Consider the following 22,635-nt stretch of genomic DNA (forward strand, 5'->3'; position numbering starts at 1 on the left):
ATGAAAAACTTCTTACTTTATTATTCTTTTCATATCAATGTAATAATTATCAGTTTAATAATATATTATTGTCCTGCTTATGCTGAAACAGGTTTTCAAAAAGATATTTCATCTTTTATTGATAGCTATCTATTAGGAAATATTGGATTGATTTCCGATAATCGTCCATTTTTGTCAAAAGTTATAGGAAATTATGTGGCATTGAATTCAATTTTTTTAGGTATAGTATTATACGTTTTTAAGGTTATTCCATATAAAAACAATCAAGAACCATCCCCTTGCTATCTAGTAGGAATGGCATTTATAATATTGATATGTTTTTATTTTACATTCTTCTCAAATATTATATTTAAGGCTCCACAAAAAAGCTACATCAATATTTCACCAGATTCATTAATTATGTATGGATTAGTTGTAATAGCATGTTTTTTTATATCTACTATCGGTATTTCAATGATTCTATATTTTTTAGGAAAAACCAAATCATTTATTGAACTAATAAAATAACTATAAGGAAAATTAGGTGGGATTAAATGGCGAACTCTCCCTTACAGCTCAAACACCAATTTGGTATTACGGTAAAGGACTACCCAAATAAACTAGATTTTAGAGTTAGAAGAGGATAGTGCCATTGTAAAAAGGGCTGGAGCTCAACCAACAAAAATTAAAACAGCACGCTCACACTCAACAAAAGTTAGAAACACTCAAAATCCGAATAGATTTTGCTCACTACTTAGCCCCGTTGGCTAATTAACATCGTAAACGAAAAAAATTATCGAAAAAAATGTGCAGTACTCCACATTTTTGAACATTGGTTACTGACAATAATGATGAAATCAGTAGAGTATCGCACTAGATTATTTTTTTAGAGTTTACCCAAAATGAAAGACGCTTATCTGTTCCCCGATTTAGCGTCCATTGTGCGAATTGTGCAGATTACCGATCCCCATTTATTTGCTTCGGACGATGGACGATTGCTTGGTGTTCCCACCATTCAGAGCTTTCAAGCCGTATTAGATGCTATACAGCAAGAGCCTTTTAACTATGATTTTATTCTCGCTACTGGTGATTTAGTTCAAGATCATAATCGAGAAGGTTATCATCGCTTTGCTCAGATGGTAAAGCCGTTGAAAAAGCCTCTTTTCTGGTTAGAGGGTAATCACGACTTACAACCACAAATGGATAATGCCTTAGCTCTGTATGCCCAAATACAGCCCCATAAGCAGATTTTAGCAGGTGAAAAATGGCAGATACTAATGCTAGATAGCCATATTGAAGGTATTCCCAAAGGGGCATTGAGTGAAATGCAATTAACGTGGTTAGCTGAAAAATTAGCAGAATATCCTGAACGTTATGTCTTGATTGCCTTACATCACAACATTCTACCCACTCACTCTGCGTGGTTAGATCAGCATAGCCTTGCGAATCCTGATCAACTTGCAAAGGTATTAGCCCCTTTCCGTCATAACATTAAAGGTATTTTACACGGGCATATTCATCAAGAAGTGGACAGTGAATGGCTAGGCTACCGTATTCTTGCCACGCCATCTACTTGTATTCAATTTAAGCCAAATTGTGATCAATTCACACTTGACCAACTACCACAAGGCTGGCGAGAGTTATCTCTATTACCTGATGGTACAGTTCACACCCAAGTGAAACGTTTATCTCATAATGCTTTTTTACCTGATTTTAATGGAGGGGGGTATTAAGAGAGCTACTCATACAAATCAAAGCGTAGAGTGTATACCCAAAATAGCGAATGCTCTCTATAATAACGCTGTTTGTAATCAGAAAAGGACATAAGAATGGAACGTCAGCCAGTTATTGCGATTGTTGCGGGGGAAATATCGGGGGATATTCTTGGGGCAGGATTGATCAAGGCATTGAAAATTCACTATCCAAATGCTCGTTTTATTGGCGTTGCAGGGCAACAAATGTTAGCGGCTGGCTGTGAAACGCTCTTTGATATGGAAGAACTTGCGGTAATGGGGTTAGCTGAAGTCGTTAAACATTTACCAAGATTATTAAAACGTCGCCAACAAGTTATTGAAACAATGTTAGCTGAAAAACCTGATATTTTTATTGGAATAGACGCTCCAGATTTTAATATTGGGATAGAAGAAAAGCTCAAAGCAAAAGGGATAAAAACCATTCACTATGTTAGTCCTTCCGTTTGGGCGTGGCGACAAAACCGCATTCATAAAATTGCTCGAGCAACAGATCTTGTGCTGGCATTTCTTCCTTTTGAAAAAGCCTTTTACGATCGTTTTAATGTACCTTGTCGCTTTATTGGACATACAATGGCAGATGCGATTGCACTCAAACCAAATCGCAATGAAGCTTGTCGTTTAATCAATGTTGATGAAAAACAGCGTTATTTAGCGATTTTAGTCGGTAGCCGTAGCAGTGAAGTAGGCTTTTTAACTGAACCATTTCTTAAAACAGCTCAACTACTTAAACAACAATATCCTGATTTACAATTTTTAGTCCCATTAGTCAATCAGAAACGCATTGAACAATTTATGCAAATTAAAGCAGAAATTGCCCCAGAACTTGATGTAACGATCTTAGAAGGCAATGCAAGATCGGCGATGATTATCGCAGATGCAACACTATTAGCATCAGGCACTGCTGCATTAGAAGCGATGTTATGTAAATCGCCGATGGTTGTGGGGTATAAAATGAAACCAACAACTTACTGGTTGGCACAAAGATTAGTCAAAACAGACTATATTTCATTGCCAAATTTATTGGCAAACCAACCGCTTGTGCCTGAGTTAATTCAGCACGAATGTAACCCTGAAAATTTAGCTCAACATCTTAGTATTTATTTATCTGAAGATAGCGATAATCAAGCTAAAACTAACGCACTAAAACAACGTTTTACTGAATTACACCAACAAATTCAATGTAATGCTGACGTTCAAGCTGCTCAAGCAGTAGTAGATGTGTTAAATCAAGCGACTTCATATTGATAAAATACCTACCATTTTCGCAATATACCGATTTTGCGGTATAATGGACGCAGTCTAAATTTATTGAGAACAAGATATGTACAGCAGAATTTTAGCGACTGGTAGCTACTTACCAAGTCAGATCCGTACTAATGCGGATTTAGAAAAAATGGTGGACACTTCAGATGAGTGGATCACAACCCGTTCAGGTATTAAAGAACGCCGTATTGCCGCTGCTCACGAAACTTCCGCAACAATGGGGGCAGAAGCTGCCAAAAAATGTTTAGAACAGGCACAACTTGATCCACAAGAGATCGATCTGATCATTGTTGGAACAACCAGCAATTCACACGCTTACCCAAGTGCAGCTTGCCAAATTCAAGGTATTTTAGAGATTGAAGATGCCATTGCCTTTGATGTAGCCGCAGCTTGTACAGGCTTTGTTTATGCATTAAGTGTTGCGGATCAATTTATCAAAAGTGGTAAAGTGAAAAAGGCATTAGTGGTTGGTTCTGATCTTAACTCTCGCAAACTAGATGAAACCGATCGTGGCACAGTTGTGTTATTTGGTGATGGTGCTGGAGCGGTCATTTTAGAAGCAAGCGAACAAGAAGGGATCATTTCTACGCATTTACACTCTTCGGCAGATAAAACAAATTCTCTCGTATTACCACAAGCAGAACGTGGTGTTGAAAAATCTGGCTATATTGAGATGCAAGGCAATGCCACATTCAAACTTGCCGTAAGAGAACTGGCTAATGTCGTTGAAGAAACATTAAGTGAAAATAACCTTGATAAATCGGCTCTTGACTGGCTTGTTCCACACCAAGCAAATTTACGCATAATTAGTGCAACGGCGGAAAAATTGGCTATGGATCTTTCCCAAGTGGTTATTACTCTGGATCGCTACGGTAATACAAGTGCAGCGACAATCCCTGTTGCGTTAGATGAAGCAGTGCGTGATGGACGTATTCAACGTGGGCAATTATTGTTGCTTGAAGCCTTTGGTGGTGGTTGGACTTGGGGTTCTGCTTTAGTTCGTTTCTAGCTAAGCGGTCAGATCATTAGGATTTTTTACAAATGACAGAAAATACCTTTAAACAGATTACTGAGCGTTCATTAGCTATTCGTGAAAAATATCATCGGCTTGAGCAAAAATATCACGGTAGCCATTGGAGCATTGAAGAAGATGCTTTAGCATTTATGTCTGATGCGGGATTAGTTGCTCGCCTAACAATGGCACAACAAGAACGTTGGACAAAATCAGACAGTGATATACCTAAAGAACTTGCTCATAAATTAAGTGAAAATATTTGGTGGATTATTGTTTTAGCAGATCGAATGAATATTGATATCAATCATTCAATGGAACAATTTTTATCTTCAATGGAACAAAAACTAAAATAATATGGAACAAATAACTTTTGCGGACAAAAAACGTAAAACCGTTGAACAAGCTGAATTTACTGCTGATGGTCGTTATGTCAGAAAAGTGCGTAGTTTTGTGTTACGCACAGGTCGCCTAAGCGATTATCAACGAGATATGATGAATAATAACTGGGCTAATCTTGGCTTAGATTATCAAAATACCCCTTTCGATTTTGTAACTATTTTTGGTAACAATAACCCTGTTGTGCTAGAAATAGGCTTTGGAATGGGGAAATCCCTTGTGGAAATGGCAGAACAAAATCCAGATCGCAATTATATTGGGATTGAAGTTCATACCCCTGGTGTTGGAGCTTGTATTGCCTATGCAGTGGAAAAAGGTATTAAAAACTTGCGTGTAATTTGCCACGATGCAACAGAAATTTTACGAGATAGTATCGCACCAAATTCACTAGGTGGATTACAACTTTACTTCCCTGATCCTTGGCAAAAAGCAAAACACCATAAACGCCGTATTGTACAACCTGCTTTTATCGAGCGTTTACTTGAAAAATTAGCACCGAAGGGTTTTATTCATATGGCAACAGACTGGGAAAATTACTCAGAGCATATGCTTGAAGTATTACGTCAATTCCCACAATTACAAAATCAATCTGCAACGAATGATTTTATCCCTCGCCCTGACTTTCGCCCGCTCACAAAGTTTGAAGAGCGTGGGCATAAACTTGGGCACGGCGTTTGGGATCTCTACTTTATTAAACAGTAATGACATAGGAGACTTAAAATGACACAACCAACTCGCAACCGCAGACAACGCAAAAAAATGCACTTAGCGGAATTCCAAGAACTTGGTTTTTTAGTAAAATTCCAATTTGCTGAAGGCACTGGTATCGACCAAATTGATAATATCGTTGATCGTTTTATTGATGAAGTGATCCGTCCAAATGGTTTAGCTTATGAAGGTAGCGGTTATTTACATTGGGAAGGCTTGGTTTGCTTAGAAAAATTAGGTAAATGTGATGAATCACACCGCGAACTTGTACAAAAATGGTTAGAAACTAACGGTTTAATTGAAATTGAAGTTAGTAGCTTATTTGATATTTGGTGGGATTTACCAATTAACGAAGCGTAGTCATATCTATACTCTCTCTTTAAGAGAGAGTATTTCGGAGAAATAAAATGGAGTTCCTAGCCCCTATCTTGTCAATTATTGTTGGCTTTTTTAATTTTGTCTTGGTATTAAGAACGTGGCTACAATTTTGTAATGTCGATCCTTATATGCCGATTTCACAAACCTTAATGCGTTTAACTAACCCAATTGTGAACCCTGTCAGCAAAATTATCCCAACGGTTAAACGAATAAATTTTGCTGCACTACTATTAGCAATGGCAGTTGTTACCTTACAATTTATTTTATTTGGTGTAGATATCCCTAGAGCTGTACTTATTGGCTTACTCAGTTTATTCAAAACTTTTGGACAAATTCTCTTTTTTACAACCTTAATTCGTGCCTTAATGAGCTGGGTAACACAAGGTAATCACCCACTTGATTATGTCGTTGCACAAATTACTGAGCCAGTTCTCAGTATTATCCGTAAAGTATTACCACGCACAGGAATGCTTGATTTTTCAGTAATGGTATTGGGATTTGGTTTGCTACTACTCAACACGCTATTTTACAACCTATTCGGGCAGCTTTGGGCTGTGGCTTAAGGATTAGCAGTGCAAGCCGTTGAATTAACGACCAATCCGCAAGGTATTCGCTTGCGGATTTTTTTACAACCCAAAGCTAGCCGAGATCAAATTGTCGGTTTACACGATAATGAACTCAAAATTGCGATTACAGCCCCGCCTGTTGATGGGCAGGCAAATGCTCACTTAATCAAATATTTAAGTAAGCTATTCAAAGTACCTAAAAGTAGCATTGTGTTAGAAAAAGGCGAGTTACAAAGACATAAACAAATTTTTATTCCCGAGCCAAAGCAGATTCCAAATGAAATTAACGACCTGCTTAATATGAATATCTAGACAAATTAAGTAACTAGCTTATTACAACCTAATAAGATTACTAACACAACTTGACGTCCTGCCCTGCTATTTTTACGCTTGGACGATCATTTGCTCTCGCTCCAACACATTTAATGCACCAACCACATCAGCGTGTTCTGTGTAGCCACATTCTACGCATTCAAAATTGGCTTGGGTTTTGTAATTTTCTTTCGCTGTATATTCTTGTTGTATAATAACGTTTTCTGTTTATATCGGTGTATCCTTAATGTCTTTAGAAAACCTATTATTGTGGCGGCGGTTTATTTCGACCCTTGCCTTTTTCTCAATGCAAACCGTCTTTTTTGTATATCTACAACAAAAAGGCTTGTCTAATCCACAAATCGCATTTTCGCTCTCGTTGCTATTCTTTTGTAGCCAAGCATTAGCCATTGTGGCAGGAATATTAGGCGATCGCTACGGTTTAGCCAAAATGATGTTATTAGGTTGCTTGCTTGATGTGATTGCCTACATTTTCTTTCTCTCCGCAGAACACTATTTCGTTCTATTACTGGCAACTGTCTGCTTTGGGTTAGGGAGCTGTCTATTTGCAACAAATGCAAGAGCCTGCTTATTAGCGTTAGCAGGAGATGAATACTCTGCTAAAACTAGATTACAAGGAAAGTTTTTAAAAGTAACTAGTATGTCATCAATGGCAGCACCGTTATTAGCGATTCCTTTTATTAAATTTGAACAGATTGAATGGCTTATTTGGTGCTGTTTTTTATTAGAAACGGTGCTTTTTACTTTTATGGCAAAACCATTCTATCAAATGGAAAATGTGAATAGCTTAGTTAAATTTCGTTGGGGACAAATTCGAGAAATTATTACAAAAGAGTTTTTATTTGTACATTTAATGCTACTTGTGCCGATTAGCGTAGCAATGTCTTTTTTTGTGATTTTCCCTTATCTATTTGATAATAAATTAAGTGTGCCTGAGCAGATTCCTGTTGCATTATTTATCAATGGTTTAATGACAGTAGGGTTGCAATCAACCTTTTCTAAACATATCAACTTAACCAAAAAACAACTACTTTGGATCGGGCCATTATTGGCAGTGGGTATGATTTTACCGTGGTTTATTACCTTGAAGTATGTATCACTGGTTTCAGCCTACCTTTATTTGATTGTATTTACTGTGATTGAAGTTTACGTTTTAACTGCAATGGCAAATTTATTAGTAAAATTTGATAATGGAACAAATCGCGGATTTATCTTCGGATCTTCCCGCTTATTACAATCCATTTCCACAATGGTTGTGATGAATTTAATTCCACACCTTTTTTTGATTTGATTAAAAATATTCATATTTTACTCCTACCTTTAATTATGGTAGGAGTAAAAATAAGCTTAACATATTGAACTATATGCCAGTAATTTCTTAACTATTTTTAAGACTACACCACAAATCCAACCGCTTGATAGACTTGTTTTAATGTTTCTTGAGCTTTGGTGCGTGCTTTCTTCGCACCTTCTTGATAGATTTTTTCAAGTAGAGCTTCATCATTACGGAAATGATGATAACGTTCTTGTAATTGGCTTAACATAGCAGAAACTTCATCGGCTACGGCAGTTTTTAGATGTCCATACATTTTACCTTCAAACTCAGCTTCTAGTTGCGGAATAGTTTTACCTGTTACGCTAGCCAAAATATCAAGTAAATTCGACACGCCCGGTTTTTCTTTCACGTCGTAACGTACAACTGGTGGCTCATCACCATCTGTCATTGCACGCTTAATTTTTTTTGCGACTGATTTTGGATCTTCTAATAAACCGATAACGTTATTGCGGTTATCGTCTGATTTTGACATTTTTTTTGTTGGCTCAAGTAATGACATTACTCTTGCCCCTGTTTTCGCAATGAAAACTTCAGGTACTGCAAATAAGGTTTCTGTGATATTACCATCTTCATCTTTTTTACCATATAAAGCGTTAAAGCGGTTAGCGATATCACGGGTAATTTCTAAGTGCTGTTTTTGGTCATCACCAACAGGGACTTGATTTGCTTGATAGAGCAAAATATCCGCAGCCATTAGCACTGGGTAAGTAAATAAACCAACATTCACATTATCTTCGTGGCGAGCAGATTTATCTTTAAATTGGGTCATACGTCCCATTTCACCGAAATAGGTATAGCAATTTAAAATCCACGCCAATTGTGAATGTTCTGGTACGTGGGATTGAATAAAGATAGTGCTTTTTTCAGGATCAATTCCACAAGCGAGATAAATTGCTAGGGTGTCTAAAGTGGCTTTGCGTAATGCTTCTGGGTCTTGGCGGACGGTAATGGCGTGTAAATCAACGATACAGAATAAGCAGTCATAATCATCTTGCATTTTCGTCCACTGACGTAAAGCACCTAAATAGTTGCCTAAACTTAATTCACCTGATGGTTGAACGCCACTAAATACGATTGGTTTTGACATTGTTTTTTCTCTTTAAAATTTCGATAAGATAAGCGGTTTGATTTTGATAAAATTTTTCAACTCACTGACCGCTTGTTTTAATTACGTTTTACCGCTTCGACAATTTCTTCTGCACAACGTTGTGCAAGTTCGCCATCTTCACATTCGACCATTACACGAATAAGTGGCTCTGTGCCTGATTTACGCAGTAAAATACGTCCTTTTCCTGCTAAGCGTTGCTCCACATCTGCGGCAACTGCTTTAACTTCGGCACTTTCAAGCGGGTTTGCACCGCCAGCAAAACGCACATTCAATAGCACTTGAGGGAACAGTGGTACAGCTTTGGCTAATTCATTTAAACTGAGTTTATGGCTTGCCATTGCACCTAAAACTTCAAGAGAAGCAATAATGCCATCGCCCGTTGAGTTTTTATCAAGCACAATAATATGCCCTGAATTTTCACCGCCAAGTTTCCAGCCTTTTTCTTTCAGTTGTTCTAGCACATAGCGATCGCCCACATTAGCACGCACAAACGGAATGGCAAGTTGTTTTAGTGCAATTTCAAGGCTCATATTACTCATTAGCGTACCTACCACGCCACCTTGTAATTTACCTGCACGCAGTGCTTCACGAGCAATAATAAAGAGAATTTGGTCGCCATCAACTTTATTGCCTAAGTGATCTACCATAATTAAACGGTCGCCATCACCGTCATAAGCTAAACCAACATCAGCCCCAACTTCTACAACAACTTTTTGTAAGGCTTTTATATCTGTTGCACCACATTTTTCATTAATATTCAAGCCATCGGGGTGAGTGCCTATCTCAATTACTTCCGCGCCTAGTTCACGCATTACATTGGGAGCAATGTGATAAGTCGCACCATTGGCACAATCCACGACAATTTTATATCCTTCAAGGCTTAAATGAGCGGGGAAAGTACTTTTACAAAATTCAATATAACGCCCAGCAGCATCTGTGATACGGCTAGCACGTCCAAGCTCTGCAGATTCTACACAGTCCATCGGTTGATCAAGCATTGCTTCAATAGCTTCTTCTACTTCATCAGGTAATTTTTCACCACTTGCCGAGAAGAATTTGATCCCGTTATCATAGTAAGGATTATGCGATGCGGAAATCACAATTCCCGCTTCCGCTCGGAATGTTCGGGTTAAATAGGCAATAGCAGGGGTTGGCATTGGACCTGTGAAGGCCGCAGATAAACCAGCGGCTGCAAGTCCTGCTTCAAGAGCAGATTCCAACATATAGCCTGAAATACGAGTATCTTTACCGATCAATACCTTTTTTGAGCCTTGTGTTGCAAGGATTTTACCTGCTGCCCAACCTAATTTTAAAGCAAACTCTGGAGTGATAGGGAAAGTGCCCACTTTGCCACGTACACCATCGGTGCCAAAATATTTACGTTCTGCCATAGAAGTATTCTCTTAATCTATTTGATTATTGTTCGATTATAAGCGGTGAGATTACAGCTAAAATTTGCAAAAAATTAGCTATAACCCACCGCTTGTTTTCGTTTATTTTAAAAAATATTGATAGGCTGGACTATTGCTTACATTTTGGTAGCGATAGCCAAGTTTCTCTAAATCTTGTTGGAATTGAAGATGTTGAGAGTCTGTCAGCACAAAAGCTGCCAAAATATCGCCATAGTCCGCACCGTGAGCACGATAATGGAAGAGCGAAATATCCCAGTTCATCAGCGTTTGTAAGAATTTCAACAATGCACCTTTTTGCTCTGGAAATTCAAAGCTATATAACTGCTCTTGAGCGATAGATGTTGGACGCCCACCAACCATATAGCGAATATGCGTTTTGGCAATATCATCTTCCGATAAATCAGTTACATCATAATGATGTTGCTGTAACTCTTTGATAATTTCTAGCTTTTCGCTATTTCCTGAAATTCTGACCCCAACAAAGATACAGGCTTTATGATCATCTGCGTGGCGATAATTAAACTCTGTAACAGCACGATTACCCAAAATTTCGCAGAATTTTAAGAAACTTCCTTTTTGTTCAGGAATCGTGACCGCTAATAAGGCTTCATGTTTTTCCCCGATCTCACAACGCTCAGAAACATAACGTAAGGTGTGGAAATTCAGGTTTGCTCCCGACAAGATACAAGCCACATTTTTGCTTTGTAGTTTGTGTTGTGAAAGATATTTTTTCAATCCAGCCAGTGATAATGCCCCTGAAGGCTCTGCAACTGCTCGTACATTTTCAAAAATATCTTTTAAAGCAGCACAGATTTCATCATTATCAACTAACACGACATCATCAATATATTGTTGGCATAAACGGAATGTTTCATCACCAATCCGTTTAACCGCAACACCATCGGCAAATAGCCCAACACGTTCTAGATCAATCGGCTCGCCTGCTTGTAAAGCGTGAAATAAGCAAGCGGAATCTTTAGACTCAACTCCGATCACTTTGATGCTTGGCATAAGCTGTTTAATCAGTACTGCTACACCAGCCGCCAAACCACCACCACCGACAGGTACAAAAATATAATCAAGCTCGCTTTGCTGTTGAAGTAACTCCATACCGATAGCACCTTGCCCTGCAATCACTAACGGGTGATCGAAAGGGTGTACAAAGGTCATATTCAGTTCTTGAGCTAATTCAATTGCTTTAGCTTTTGCTTCATCAAAATTTGCCCCGTAGAGTAACACTTCTCCCCCAAAGCCACGCACTGCATCAACTTTGATTGATGGAGTATTTTGTGGCATTACAATTAAGGCTCGCAAGCCTAAATGTTTGGCAGAAAGTGCGACACCCTGTGCGTGATTGCCTGCAGACGCAGCAATTACACCAGCAGCTTTTTGAGCAGGGGAAAGACTGGAAATCATCGCATAAGCACCACGCAATTTAAAACTATGCACAGGTTGGCGATCTTCACGTTTGATATAGATAGCATTGCCCAAGCGTTCCGACAGTTTTTCCATTTTCTGTAATGGTGTTACTTGAGCAAGATCATAAATTTTAGAGCTTAAAATGGTACGGAGATAATCCATACCACTTTTTAATGATATTTCACTCATTGGCTACATAACCAAATTAGTGTTTATGGCAATGTTCGCCTGCTGTGTGATGATGGTGATGATCTTCATCACAACATTCGCCATTGTGGTGATGGTGGTGATGCTCATCACAGCAGCCTTCGTGAGCTTCTTCAGCGTGATGGTGATGATGGTGGTGTCCGCCACAACCACAGCCGTGATGTTCTTCATCACTATCGTGACCGCCACAGCAACCGCCTTCTGAATGGATATGTCCGTGAGCAATTTCTTCTAATGTTGCTTCACGAGTTGCTACCACTTCAACGCTGAATAATAATTCTTGACCTGCAAGCATATGGTTACCATCAACCACAACTTCATCGCCTTCAATTGCAGTAATCACAACAGGTAATGGACCTACATCAGTATCCGCAATAAAACGCATACCTACTTCAAGCTCATCAACCCCCATAAATACATCTTTTGGTACACGTTGAACCATATTCTCATTGTATTCACCATAACCTTCTTCTGGTTTTACACGTACTTCAAATACATCGCCAACTGCTTTACCTTCTAACGCATTTTCTAAGCCAATAACTAAATTATTATGACCGTGTAAATACTCAAGTGGTTGCTCAACAGGTGCTTCATCTACTAATACGCCATCTTGGGTACGAACTTGATAAGCGATACTTGGTACAACATTTTTTGCGATTTTCATAGGAATTCCTTAGTTTTAAATAAAATGTGAAAAACGGTATCCATTTTAGGCTTGTTATAGGGGATTTGCAAATTTTCTACATTAAGATACCGCTTGTTAAAGAATAATCTATAACACTATTATTCTTGATCAAAAACAACGGTGCCTGTTGCACTTGCTGAAATAGTTTCTTTGCCTGCTTCCAGTGGCAGATTTTCGTAACCTTTATTCATTGATGCAGCAAAGGCAGATTTTGCTCGGAAGGCACTCGGTGATGATTCACCATTTGGTGTATTTAATTGTACATTACTCAGCGTATAACTCTTCGCATTGATACCTTTTTGAATGACTTCAGCTTTATGTTGAAATTGCTTAATAATATCCAATGTCATTTCATCCTCTAACATTGCCATTTGTTCAGGAGAGACACTAAAGTCGATATAACTAATCGCTATCTTCTCGCCTACATTATCCAACACCTTCGCCATTGCTTCAAAATCTTTACTTTTTAATGTAATTCGTCCTTCTGTAACCCAGCCATTTACTCTGTTCTTATTATCATAATTAGGCGAATTACTCACACCATCAGCAGAAATCTCAATAGCAGGATAGGCTTTGGCAACTTCAAGTAATTTATTTAACTCCACAGAAACTTCTTTTTTTAATTCCGTTAAATTTTTACCTGATTTATGACTATACAGTCCAACTTGCATTAGATCTTTATCGACAATACGATTGACTTGTGTTGAAAAAACAAAAGATTGTTCTTTACTACTTTGTGAAGTATTCGCCAATACAGGAGCAGAGATTGTTGCAAACACAAGCGGTAAGATCGTAAAGATTTTTTGTAACTTTTTCATAGGGAGTTCCTTCAAAAATAAAAACACCTGTTAGAAAAGAAAGCATTATATTAGTTCAATCTTGTACATCAACTACAATGGCTTTATTTGGGTTTTGTTCATCAATTCGCCATAAAATATTATGCTGAGCTAAACACATTCCATAAATACGCTGGCTAATTTTACCCTGTTGATAAGCAGGACGGGGATCTTGAGCAATCACATCAGCAATAAATTGCTCAGGAAATTGAATACCAAATTTTGCAAATTTTACGCTTGATCTTACCGCTTTTTGAGCCTTAGAGCTAAATTCTACCATCAATGTGGCTTGTGGCTTTTGTTGAGCAAAGCCAGATCGAGCATCAGGTTCACTATCGGCGTAAGCAATGTAAGGCTTTATATCCAAAATAGGTGTACCATCGACTAAATCGACACTGCCTAAAATCAAATTCACTCCGCCTTGGGTGATCTCAACATCTTCTAATTCAACTTTGGATAAACCTAGCGGATTGGGGCGATGCGTTGCTCGGCTGGCAAATACGCCCACACGCTCATTTCCCCCTAAACGTGGTGGACGAACAGTAGCGTGCCAACTGCGTTCTGGAATTTGATGAAAATGAAAAATTAGCCATAAATGACTAAACTCCGTTATCCCCCTTACTGCATCGGGGTGGTTATAAGGTGGCAATAAGCGTAAAATCCCTTTTCCTTCTTGCACTAAATTAGGCTGACGTGGCACAGCAAACTTTTCACCATAAGGGCTTTGGATAATACCAATCGGAGAAAGTGTCAAATTAACGTTAGAATTTTGCATAAAGTTGATCTTTTTCTGTTAAAAATCAAAAACCTGATGGCTATTTTGTAATAATATGCCACACTTTAAAAGTAAAATCTCGGAACAGTTTAATTAGTATCAATATGAATAAACACTCAACTTTTGCTATTTGGTTTAGCACCGCTAGACCTAAAACCTTACCCTTAGCACTTGCTTCTATTGTTGTTGGTTCAGCCTTAGCTCATTGGGCTGGAGCATTTAACGGGTTTACCACCTTTCTTGCTCTTTTAACCACCGTATTACTACAAATCTTATCTAACTTTGCTAATGATTATGGCGATCATTTGAAAGGCTCTGATACAGCAGAACGTATCGGGCCACTGCGAGCAATTCAACAAGGGGCAATTTCAGGTGAACAACTGAAAAAATCATTGTTTGTTGTCGGTAGTTTAGCTTTTCTGTCGGGCGTTACGTTAATTGGTTATTCGTATCAAACGTGGCAGGACTTATTAGCCTTTATTGGCTTAGGCGTGGTTGCGATTATTGCGGCAATTACTTATACCGTTGGTAAAAAACCTTATGGTTACTTGGGTTTAGGCGATATTTCGGTACTCATCTTTTTTGGTTTCTTAGCGGTTATCGGCACATATTATTTGCAAGCTCACCATTTACCGAGCATTATTTTATTGCCTGCTTTCGGCTGTGGATTATTAGCAGTTGCAGTATTAAATATCAACAACCTACGAGATATCAATCAAGATAGAGCCGCAGGCAAAAATACCTTAATTGTGCGTATTGGTAGCAAAAACGGACGCATTTATCATCTTCTATTACTAACACTAGCGGTGCTTTCTTATCTGATTTTTGCAATAAGTGTTTTGAACCATTGGTACAATTTCTTATTTTTACTTACCCTACCTTTATTGATCAAACACGCCCTGTTTGTTTATCGCCATAAAGACCCGATTGAACTGCGACCTTTACTTGGACAAATGGCAGGACTAGCGTTGCTGACAAATTTATTATTTAGCTTAGGGATAGTGCTTTAATCTAAAAAAACAAGAGTTAATTTATTTCAATAAATTCAGACCGCTGACAAACCCTAATTTGTTGTATTCAATAAACGGACGCCAGCGTGGCGTCCCTACACAACAAAATAAAATCTGTTATTTTTCAATTGGTTATAAATTTCCTTGTAGGGACGCCACGCTGGCGTCCGAATGAAAAAAGACTTTGTCAATAATCTGAGTTAATTTATTTCAATAAATTAAATGCAAAATGGTGCGAGTATTCTCTCGTACCACAAGATATATTGAGGATATAGATAATACTATTATTGCCTTATCCTTGAGCAATCTATAGAATTCACTCCAAATGAAATTATTTGTTGAAATCTATGAACCATCTTTATTCCAAAATATCACTCTTTATCTTACCTATTGTTTCTTTATCAGCCCTCGCTAATTCAAGCAAGGACGATGTATCTCAATTAAATCAATTAGATGCAAACCAACAGCAACGCCAAATACAGCAACAGCAATCGCAATCAACCTTACTCCAATCCGCTGCCGATGTCCGTTTAGATACCACACAACAATCCCTGTCTTTGCCAATCTCTGAATCCCCTTGTTTCCCTATTCATCAAATTTCTCTGATTGACTATTCCGCCGATAATTCACTGCAAACTAGCCAATTTCAATGGGCTTTCAATCAAGCTGTTAGCGATCTAAAGATTACGCTCCCACACTGCTTTGGTGGTGAGGGCTTAGGTATTTTGATGAAACAAATCCAAAATAACATTATTGAGAAAGGTTATGTTACGACTCGGGTTGTGGCATCAGAGCAAGATTTACGTTCGGGCAATTTAGTTTTAACGGTTATTCTAGGCAAAATCGGGAATACGATTGTTGCCGATAGCAGTAACGTCCCTCGCTTTACTCGCCTTCAAAGCTGGAATGGATTTACCTTTGCAAAAGGTGATTTACTCAATGTGCGTGATATAGAACAATCTTTAGAAAACCTCAAACGAGTACCTACTGTTGAGGCGAATATTGAGATTCTCCCAAGTGAAAATGCCGAGAATATTGGGATAAGTGATTTAAAAGTGAGTTACAACCAAGCGTTTCCTTTTCGCCTAAATTTAGGGCTTGACGATTCAGGCTCTCGTTCAACAGGAAAATATCAAGGCTCAGCAACACTCTCTATTGATAATCTCTTTTCTGCTAACGACTTATTTTATACCTCTTTTACACATAGTTTAAAAAGTAGCGAAGATGACAAAGGCTCACGAGCGAGTAAAAATCTCACTTTCTATTACTCCATTCCATTTGGATATTGGACACTTTCAGCAACACAAAATTATAGTCGCTATCATCAACAAGTTTTCGGTGCATTTGAGAATAACTACCGATATTCGGGCGAAAGCAACAGCACAAAATTAACCCTCGCTTATTTGCTTTATCGTGATGCAGTGCGTAAAACCACTTTATCGGGCAGTTTTTGGTCTCGCCAATCGAAAAACTTTGTCGATAATGCAGAAGTTGATGTACAACGCCGAAGAATGGCAGGTTGGGAAGCTGGTATTTCCCATAAAGAATACATAGGTAATGCTACCCTTGAATTATCCGCAAACTTCAAACGAGGCACTGGGGCTAGAGGCTCACTATCCGCACCAGAAGAATTATGGAACGAAGGAACCTCTCGCCCGAAAATCATTACCGCTGCTATTTCTCTCACTAAACCACTTATGGTAGGCGAACAGCCTTGGCAGTGGCAAACTAGTTGGAATGCACAATGGAATAAAACTCCACTGATTGCACAATATCGTTTTAGCATCGGTGGGCGTTATACAGTAAGAGGGTTTGATGGCGAACTCTCCCTTTCGGGCGAGCGTGGTTGGCTATGGCGTAACGAGCTGGCGTGGAATGTACACAACAAAGGTCATCAACTCTACTTAGCCTTAGATGGTGGGCGAGTATCTAGCTTGTCAGAAAGTCAGCTTGGGCATCACCTTGTCGGTAGTGCATTAGGGCTTAAAGGTGGGTGGAAAGGCTTCTACTATGATCTATTTATCGGCAGACCCATTCGAATGCCAGAAGGCTTCCGTACTTCGGATGCCGTTGCAGGTTTTAATCTCGGGTATAGTTTCTAAATGTTAATAAGGATTTTCCAATGAATAAAAAATGTTTCCGTGTTATTTTCAGTAAAACATTACAACGTTTTATCGTCACTTCCGAACTCGCCAAAACTACGGGTAAATCTAATGAAACAAGCGGTAGCTTTGGGCTTCCTGATTTGCAAATCTTTGCCCGTATCCGACCGCTTACCTTTAGCCTGTTTTGTGCTTTAGGGTTTGTCGCGTTTTCGAATAATGCTCTCGCAGAAACCTTGATTATTCAAGCAGATAAATCCGCCCCGAAAAACCAGCAACCGATTGTGTTACAAACCGCAAACGGCTTGCCCCAAGTCAATATTCAAACCCCAAATGAAAAAGGGCTTTCTCACAATAAATACTCAACATTTGATGTCGATACCAAAGGGGCGATTCTCAACAACAGCCGCACGAATGTGCAAACTCAGCAAGCTGGTTGGGTGCAGGGCAATCCTTATTTAGCCCGAGGTGAAGCGAAGGTCATTTTAAATGAAGTCAATTCTAATAACCCGAGTGTGTTAAAAGGTTATGTGGAAGTCGCAGGGAAAAAGGCGGATGTGATTATTGCCAACCCGAGCGGTTTACATTGTGATGGCTGTGGTGTGATTAATGCCAACCGTGCCACACTTACCACAGGTAAACCACAGATTCAGCAAGGTAGCTTAGACAGCTTTGTGGTGGAAAAAGGCAAAGTCACCGTAGAAGGTAAGGGATTAGATAACAGCAAAGCAGACTATACCGAGATTATTAGCCGAGAAGTTCAAGCCAATGCTGGCGTGTGGACGAATAAAGCACTTAAGGTGGCAACAGGTAAAAACCACATCAAGCGGTCAGATTCTACCGATAATTTGCAAATTATTCACACAACCGCACCGCTTGCATCAGAAAACTCGCCACAATTTGCGGTGGATGTGGGTGAGCTAGGTGGAATGTACGCTGGCAAAATCCACCTGATTGGCACAGAAGCTGGGGTCGGTGTGCGTAATGCAGGGCATATCGGGGCGGGTAGCGATACCCTTCAGATTGACAGCCAAGGGCGGATTATCAACACGGGTACGCTTAATGCTAACGAAGCGGTTAGTCTCACAGCAAGTAAAGGGATTGAAAACAAAGGCAAAATCGAAAACCGTCAAGAGAGCATTCAGCTCACCACACAAGCCGACATCAAACAAGACGGCTCCGTTGTAGCAAGGGGTGGTGATATTCACAAAAAAGCTGCTAAAGCCATTACTCAGCAAGGTGAAACGGTGGCAAAAGGCAATATCACTTACACCGCCCCAACAATCCAAGCGACTACCAATTCATTACTGGCTGCTGGGGTGGCGATTACAGAGAATGACAAAGGCGAAACACGCCAGTTAGACACACAGTCTGCTCAGGGTAAATCGATTCAACTGACTGCAACCAACAGCACAGCCTTGCAAGGAAAAAATCTTGCCTCGGGTAACTTGATTGTCAATGCCGAGCGTATCAACTTAAATCATAGCCAAAATAGTGCCAATAGTATTATCGCTCAAGCTAAAACGGGCAACATTGAAGCCAATTCAGCCTCATTAGTGGCACAAGAAAAATTAAAGCTCAGCACACCTAAAACGCTTTCTACTCAATCTAGTTACATTAGTGCGAAAACAATTGATACAACCCAGCAATCGCTGAATGCGAAAAATGCCATTTGGACACAAACAGGGGAAGGCGATTTTCGTTTAAAAGCCGATACAATAAACACCGAAGGCGGACGCATTACGACTCAAGGGAATTTCTTCGTTGAAGGAAGACACCTTGAGAATAGTGAAGGAACGTTAAGTAGTGGAAAATCCCTTAACCTCAATGTAACAGAGGCTATTCATTCCTCTAGTGGGCGATTGATTGCAGGAAATAATCTCTCTACAACAACCACAAACCTTGAAAATCGAAATGGGCTTATTTATGCAAAACAGGCGGTAACGCTCAATGTGACAGAAAGTATCAAAAATCAATATACTCAAGCTGAAAATCAAGGGATCGTTGCTGGACAGAATTTATCTCTGAATAGTAAGGTGATTGATAATACACAAGGAAAAATCATATCCAATCAAAACGCAAACTTTTCAGTACAAGTGGTGCACAATAAATCAGGCGAAATCTTAGTTGGGAATATCGCTGAGCTTAACACGACAACAATAGATAACCAATCAGGTTTAATTGCTTCAACCAAGGGGAATCTTCATCTCACAACCCATTCTATACTTAATAACCAACAAGGACTGATTAGTGCTGCGGATAATCTTTCTCTTGATACCCAAGGGCTTTCAAACCAGTACGGCAAAGTGGTATCAGGAAATCAACTGACATTGAATACCCATCAGAAAACACTTGATAACCAAGATGGTAGCATCGTGGCACAGACCAAAGGGAAAATTGATACTGGTGCAGTCAATAATCAGCAGGGAGTAATTCGTGCAGATAAAGTACTATCACTCAATTTTCATAATCAACAGCTGGATAACCGCCATACCCAAGGTCAAGGTAAAGGCATTGTAGGGCTAGAGAATATTGTTTTGGAAAGTGTTTCGCACTTACTCAACCAGCACGGGACGATTTATGCTGAGGGCGAATTGAATGCGACAGTGCAACAGACAGCTAATAATACCTTTGGATTAATTCAGGGTAATCGTCAATTAACGCTCTTTGCCAACCTAATTGACAACCAATCAGGCAAAATTAGTACCACCTCAGGAACACTTGCTGCAAATCAACTGGATAACAGCGCGAATACTGATATTGGCTCTGTGATTTCAGGCGATAAGCTAACACTCAAGGTTGCTCAACTGAATAATAAAGGGACTAAGGCAAAAGCCAAAGTACCAACCCAAGGTATTCAAGCCAATAACGTAACTTTAACAACAGAGCATATCAATAACCAACAAGGCGGTATTTATACACTGGATACTGCTGACTTAACTATCCAAAAACACCTAGATAACCAACAAGGCGAAATTGTTTCGGCAAATGCGATTGACCTCAAACACGAAGGTGGCTTAATGGTGAATAACCAAGCAGGGTTAATTCAAGCAAACAAACGTATTGATCTTAAAATGAAAGGGTTGGAGGCAGAGGGTAATATTAAAACCGAAGGGGATTTATCCATTGCTTTAAAAGACAATTTCACTCTAAACAAGGCTTTTGAGGTGGGGAATAATTTAACTCTCCTTACTGAGGGTGATTTTGAAAATAATGTGATACAAGCGGTTAAAAACAACGTGACAATGACTGCAAATCGTATTACCAATAATGCTAATGCAGAGATTTCAGCCAATAAGACCACGCTTAACTCAACAGAATTAACTAATCGAGGAGTAATCGATGGGAATAAGACGCGAATTAATAGTGCCTATGTTACCAATATCGGAACAGGACGTATTTATGGTGATTATTTAGCCTTTAAATCTAAAACAATCAACAACCTTGCTGAAAGCGTCAATGGTGAAACGAAAGCGGGGACGATTGCAGCACGCGAGAAACTCGATTTTGGTGTGGGAACATTAACTAACCGTGATCATGCATTGATTTTAAGTCTCGGTAATTTATCCATTGGTGGTGATCTTGATAATGAGGGAAATGCAATTGGTCAAGCTGAATTGATCGATAATGGCAGTGCAACGATTGAAGCACTGAATGACGGGCATATTAATACAGTTAAATTATTAAATCAGAATTTGGGGTTATTATTTGGGGAAGATTCGAAGAAAGAATCCATTGTTGAATACGCAACAAATCAAAATTCTGAGAGGTATAGCACGAAAGATGGCTGGATTGATTTTCCGCATCGAGCAAAACATAAAAATGCATATTTTCACTTTTTTGATAAAAGTAAAGAAAAAATCGTGAGTGAAAATTGGTATCAGTGGAAATATACAAGAACAACAAATACAACCACTTTGCTAAAAACGGATCCTGCGAAAATTATTATTGGTGGAAATTTACACCTTCAAGGTGATGCTCTAAAAAATAAAGATAGCCATTTAAGTATTGGTCAATCGCTTTGGTTGGGAGATCAGCAGTTCACATCAAATACACTGAGAAAAGATTTGGGCAGTACTATTATTTTAGAAAATATAGAAACTCAAGGTGAAATCCATACAAAAGATGATGGAACACTATTGCTATACGCCCCACGTGGTAGAAAAACTAAAAGTAGCGGTAAAAGTCAGAGACGTTGGTATCATGATAGACCGAAGCTAATTTCAAATAAATTGCCAGAGCATCCAGTTAAATATTTTAGTTTGAATTTGTTAGATAATACTATAGGGCATAAATTAACTTCTAATTCTTCTATTGAGCCACAAACCTTAGCACAAGAGGTGAATATTAACTCTGTTAAGCTAGACTCAATAAAAAATGCTGGAACCAAAGGTGACTCTGCAGATTTACCAACAATACCAAATAGAGATTTGGCATATATTATCAATTCAGGTCAAGTGCTAGGCAAATTAGATACTACCCTCGCTAATCTTGAAGGTAGTGATTTAAAATTCCCAACGATCAAAACTCATCTTGTGGATGTGCGTTTGCCAACGGCAAGCCTATACCGAATCAACCCCGATCATCCCCAAGGTTATTTGGTTGAAACCGATCCGAAGTTTACCCAACGCCAGCAGTGGCTAAGCAGCGACTATATGTTCGAACAGCTCCGCCACAACCACGAGAACGTACATAAACGTTTGGGTGATGGTTTCTATGAACAACGTTTAATCAATGAACAAATCAACCGACTCACAGGTCGCCGTTTTATTGAAGGCTATCGTAATGATGTAGAACAATACAAAGCCTTAATGAATAGCGGCGTGAAATATGCCAAACAATTTAATTTGACAGTAGGTGTTGGTCTAACCGCTCAACAGATGTCTGAGTTGACTACCGATATGGTATGGCTAGTAAATAAAGAATTTACGTTACCAAACGGACAGAAAGTTACCGCTTTAACCCCTCAAGTCTATTTAGTGGCTCGTAATAGTGATATTACGTCCCGAGGTGCATTGATTTCGGCAAATGAAATTATCGGTCGTGTGGATAAATTAGAAAATTCTGGCGTTATCGCAGGACGTGATTTAAGCCATATTCGAACCAACCACCTCGAAAACCGTGGCGTGATTTTAGGTAATACAGTTGATTTATCTGCAAAACAAAATCTCATCAATCTCGGTGGCAGAATTGAGGCGGTAAATTCACTCTCCTTAGAAGCAGGCAAGAAATTAGAGGTTTCAAGCACACTCTCTCATTCCCAAAGTGCAGATGGCAATTTTGAGCGTACGATATTAGACCAAATTGGCACGGTTAAAGTGACAGGCAATAACGGTCACTTAAAATTAAAGAG

The 22,635-nt window shown here is 39.0% G+C and carries 20 protein-coding genes; 13 read left to right on the forward strand and 7 right to left on the reverse strand.

From position 1 onward, the window contains the following. From ACWIW0_RS08230 to yggU, 9 genes are all read left to right on the forward strand, one after another. Positions 1 to 507, forward strand: coding sequence for a hypothetical protein (locus tag ACWIW0_RS08230; protein WP_454452935.1), 507 nt, complete (start codon positions 1 to 3; stop codon positions 505 to 507). A gap of 374 nt (positions 508 to 881) precedes the next feature. Beyond that, positions 882 to 1,712, forward strand: a complete 831-nt coding sequence (gene cpdA / locus ACWIW0_RS08235) for a 3',5'-cyclic-AMP phosphodiesterase (RefSeq protein ID WP_454452936.1) — start codon at positions 882 to 884, stop codon at positions 1,710 to 1,712. Between the two features lie 96 nt (positions 1,713 to 1,808). Next, a complete protein-coding gene (gene lpxB / locus ACWIW0_RS08240) occupies positions 1,809 to 2,978 on the forward strand; it encodes a lipid-A-disaccharide synthase (RefSeq protein WP_454452937.1) in 1,170 nt (389 codons plus the stop codon). Positions 2,979 to 3,054: 76 nt separating this feature from the next. Beyond that, positions 3,055 to 4,005 (forward strand): beta-ketoacyl-ACP synthase III, encoded by a 951-nt coding sequence (locus tag ACWIW0_RS08245; RefSeq protein ID WP_157393751.1) that lies wholly within the window; start codon positions 3,055 to 3,057, stop codon positions 4,003 to 4,005. 32 nt (positions 4,006 to 4,037) lie between these two features. Next, positions 4,038 to 4,364 (forward strand): MazG-like protein, encoded by a 327-nt coding sequence (locus tag ACWIW0_RS08250; protein ID WP_454452938.1) that lies wholly within the window; start codon positions 4,038 to 4,040, stop codon positions 4,362 to 4,364. 1 nt (position 4,365) lies between these two features. Further along, a complete protein-coding gene (gene trmB / locus ACWIW0_RS08255; protein ID WP_454452939.1) occupies positions 4,366 to 5,109 on the forward strand; it encodes a tRNA (guanosine(46)-N7)-methyltransferase TrmB in 744 nt (247 codons plus the stop codon). Between the two features lie 18 nt (positions 5,110 to 5,127). Next, positions 5,128 to 5,475 carry a YggL family protein gene (locus ACWIW0_RS08260; protein WP_454445832.1) on the forward strand — a complete coding sequence of 116 codons (348 nt, stop codon included), beginning with the start codon at positions 5,128 to 5,130 and terminating at the stop codon, positions 5,473 to 5,475. 47 nt (positions 5,476 to 5,522) lie between these two features. Continuing rightward, entirely contained in the window at positions 5,523 to 6,056 is a 534-nt protein-coding gene (locus tag ACWIW0_RS08265) for a YggT family protein (RefSeq protein WP_454450986.1), read from the forward strand. A 9-nt stretch (positions 6,057 to 6,065) separates the two neighbouring features. Further along, positions 6,066 to 6,371, forward strand: a complete 306-nt coding sequence (gene yggU, locus ACWIW0_RS08270; RefSeq protein WP_454452940.1) for a DUF167 family protein YggU — start codon at positions 6,066 to 6,068, stop codon at positions 6,369 to 6,371. Positions 6,372 to 6,443: 72 nt separating this feature from the next. Here the strand turns inward: yggU and ACWIW0_RS08275 are convergent, their stop codons facing one another. Further along, positions 6,444 to 6,587 (reverse strand): zinc ribbon domain-containing protein, encoded by a 144-nt coding sequence (locus ACWIW0_RS08275; protein ID WP_454452950.1) that lies wholly within the window; start codon positions 6,585 to 6,587, stop codon positions 6,444 to 6,446. A 31-nt stretch (positions 6,588 to 6,618) separates the two neighbouring features. On the opposite strand from ACWIW0_RS08275, the gene ACWIW0_RS08280 reads away from it, so the two are divergent. Continuing rightward, entirely contained in the window at positions 6,619 to 7,683 is a 1,065-nt protein-coding gene (locus ACWIW0_RS08280) for an MFS transporter (protein ID WP_454452941.1), read from the forward strand. Positions 7,684 to 7,786: 103 nt separating this feature from the next. On the opposite strand, the gene trpS is transcribed toward ACWIW0_RS08280, so the two are convergent. The 6 genes from trpS to tsaA form a co-directional block, all read right to left on the reverse strand. Continuing rightward, entirely contained in the window at positions 7,787 to 8,815 is a 1,029-nt protein-coding gene (gene trpS, locus ACWIW0_RS08285; protein WP_454452942.1) for a tryptophan--tRNA ligase, read from the reverse strand. Between the two features lie 77 nt (positions 8,816 to 8,892). Further along, a complete protein-coding gene (gene glmM, locus ACWIW0_RS08290; RefSeq protein ID WP_454443722.1) occupies positions 8,893 to 10,227 on the reverse strand; it encodes a phosphoglucosamine mutase in 1,335 nt (444 codons plus the stop codon). A 102-nt stretch (positions 10,228 to 10,329) separates the two neighbouring features. Beyond that, the gene (gene ilvA / locus ACWIW0_RS08295) at positions 10,330 to 11,856 is read right to left on the reverse strand and encodes a threonine ammonia-lyase, biosynthetic (RefSeq protein WP_454452943.1); all 1,527 of its coding nucleotides are present in this window, start codon (positions 11,854 to 11,856) and stop codon (positions 10,330 to 10,332) included. Positions 11,857 to 11,872: 16 nt separating this feature from the next. Beyond that, on the reverse strand, positions 11,873 to 12,538 hold the full coding sequence (gene slyD, locus ACWIW0_RS08300) for a peptidylprolyl isomerase (protein ID WP_454452944.1): 666 nt from the start codon (positions 12,536 to 12,538) through the stop codon (positions 11,873 to 11,875). Between the two features lie 119 nt (positions 12,539 to 12,657). Beyond that, a complete protein-coding gene (locus ACWIW0_RS08305) occupies positions 12,658 to 13,377 on the reverse strand; it encodes an SIMPL domain-containing protein (RefSeq protein WP_454452945.1) in 720 nt (239 codons plus the stop codon). A 55-nt stretch (positions 13,378 to 13,432) separates the two neighbouring features. After that, the gene (gene tsaA / locus ACWIW0_RS08310) at positions 13,433 to 14,170 is read right to left on the reverse strand and encodes a tRNA (N6-threonylcarbamoyladenosine(37)-N6)-methyltransferase TrmO (protein WP_454452946.1); all 738 of its coding nucleotides are present in this window, start codon (positions 14,168 to 14,170) and stop codon (positions 13,433 to 13,435) included. Between the two features lie 104 nt (positions 14,171 to 14,274). Here tsaA and ACWIW0_RS08315 point away from each other — a divergent pair, with 104 nt between their 5' ends. From ACWIW0_RS08315 to ACWIW0_RS08325, 3 genes are all read left to right on the forward strand, one after another. Beyond that, positions 14,275 to 15,180, forward strand: a complete 906-nt coding sequence (locus ACWIW0_RS08315; protein ID WP_454452947.1) for a 1,4-dihydroxy-2-naphthoate polyprenyltransferase — start codon at positions 14,275 to 14,277, stop codon at positions 15,178 to 15,180. A 347-nt stretch (positions 15,181 to 15,527) separates the two neighbouring features. Further along, entirely contained in the window at positions 15,528 to 17,282 is a 1,755-nt protein-coding gene (locus tag ACWIW0_RS08320; RefSeq protein ID WP_454452948.1) for a ShlB/FhaC/HecB family hemolysin secretion/activation protein, read from the forward strand. Between the two features lie 20 nt (positions 17,283 to 17,302). Continuing rightward, positions 17,303 to 22,635 (forward strand): two-partner secretion domain-containing protein (locus ACWIW0_RS08325; RefSeq protein WP_454452949.1); only part of this gene is annotated, 5,333 nt, incomplete at its 3' end.

This window comes from Ursidibacter sp. B-7004-1 (genome assembly GCF_053654055.1).

Excerpts from the sequence above, each read along its gene's own strand:
- ACWIW0_RS08230 (WP_454452935.1), top strand. The coding sequence starts at position 1 with ATGAAAAACTTCTTACTTTATTATTCTTTTCATATCAATGTAATAATT.
- cpdA (WP_454452936.1), top strand. The coding sequence starts at position 882 with ATGAAAGACGCTTATCTGTTCCCCGATTTAGCGTCCATTGTGCGAATT.
- lpxB (WP_454452937.1), top strand. The coding sequence starts at position 1,809 with ATGGAACGTCAGCCAGTTATTGCGATTGTTGCGGGGGAAATATCGGGG.
- ACWIW0_RS08245 (WP_157393751.1), top strand. The coding sequence starts at position 3,055 with ATGTACAGCAGAATTTTAGCGACTGGTAGCTACTTACCAAGTCAGATC.
- ACWIW0_RS08250 (WP_454452938.1), top strand. The coding sequence starts at position 4,038 with ATGACAGAAAATACCTTTAAACAGATTACTGAGCGTTCATTAGCTATT.
- trmB (WP_454452939.1), top strand. The coding sequence starts at position 4,366 with ATGGAACAAATAACTTTTGCGGACAAAAAACGTAAAACCGTTGAACAA.
- ACWIW0_RS08260 (WP_454445832.1), top strand. The coding sequence starts at position 5,128 with ATGACACAACCAACTCGCAACCGCAGACAACGCAAAAAAATGCACTTA.
- ACWIW0_RS08265 (WP_454450986.1), top strand. The coding sequence starts at position 5,523 with ATGGAGTTCCTAGCCCCTATCTTGTCAATTATTGTTGGCTTTTTTAAT.
- ACWIW0_RS08280 (WP_454452941.1), top strand. The coding sequence starts at position 6,619 with ATGTCTTTAGAAAACCTATTATTGTGGCGGCGGTTTATTTCGACCCTT.
- trpS (WP_454452942.1), bottom strand. The coding sequence starts at position 8,815 with ATGTCAAAACCAATCGTATTTAGTGGCGTTCAACCATCAGGTGAATTA.
- glmM (WP_454443722.1), bottom strand. The coding sequence starts at position 10,227 with ATGGCAGAACGTAAATATTTTGGCACCGATGGTGTACGTGGCAAAGTG.
- ilvA (WP_454452943.1), bottom strand. The coding sequence starts at position 11,856 with ATGAGTGAAATATCATTAAAAAGTGGTATGGATTATCTCCGTACCATT.
- slyD (WP_454452944.1), bottom strand. The coding sequence starts at position 12,538 with ATGAAAATCGCAAAAAATGTTGTACCAAGTATCGCTTATCAAGTTCGT.
- ACWIW0_RS08305 (WP_454452945.1), bottom strand. The coding sequence starts at position 13,377 with ATGAAAAAGTTACAAAAAATCTTTACGATCTTACCGCTTGTGTTTGCA.
- tsaA (WP_454452946.1), bottom strand. The coding sequence starts at position 14,170 with ATGCAAAATTCTAACGTTAATTTGACACTTTCTCCGATTGGTATTATC.
- ACWIW0_RS08315 (WP_454452947.1), top strand. The coding sequence starts at position 14,275 with ATGAATAAACACTCAACTTTTGCTATTTGGTTTAGCACCGCTAGACCT.
- ACWIW0_RS08320 (WP_454452948.1), top strand. The coding sequence starts at position 15,528 with ATGAACCATCTTTATTCCAAAATATCACTCTTTATCTTACCTATTGTT.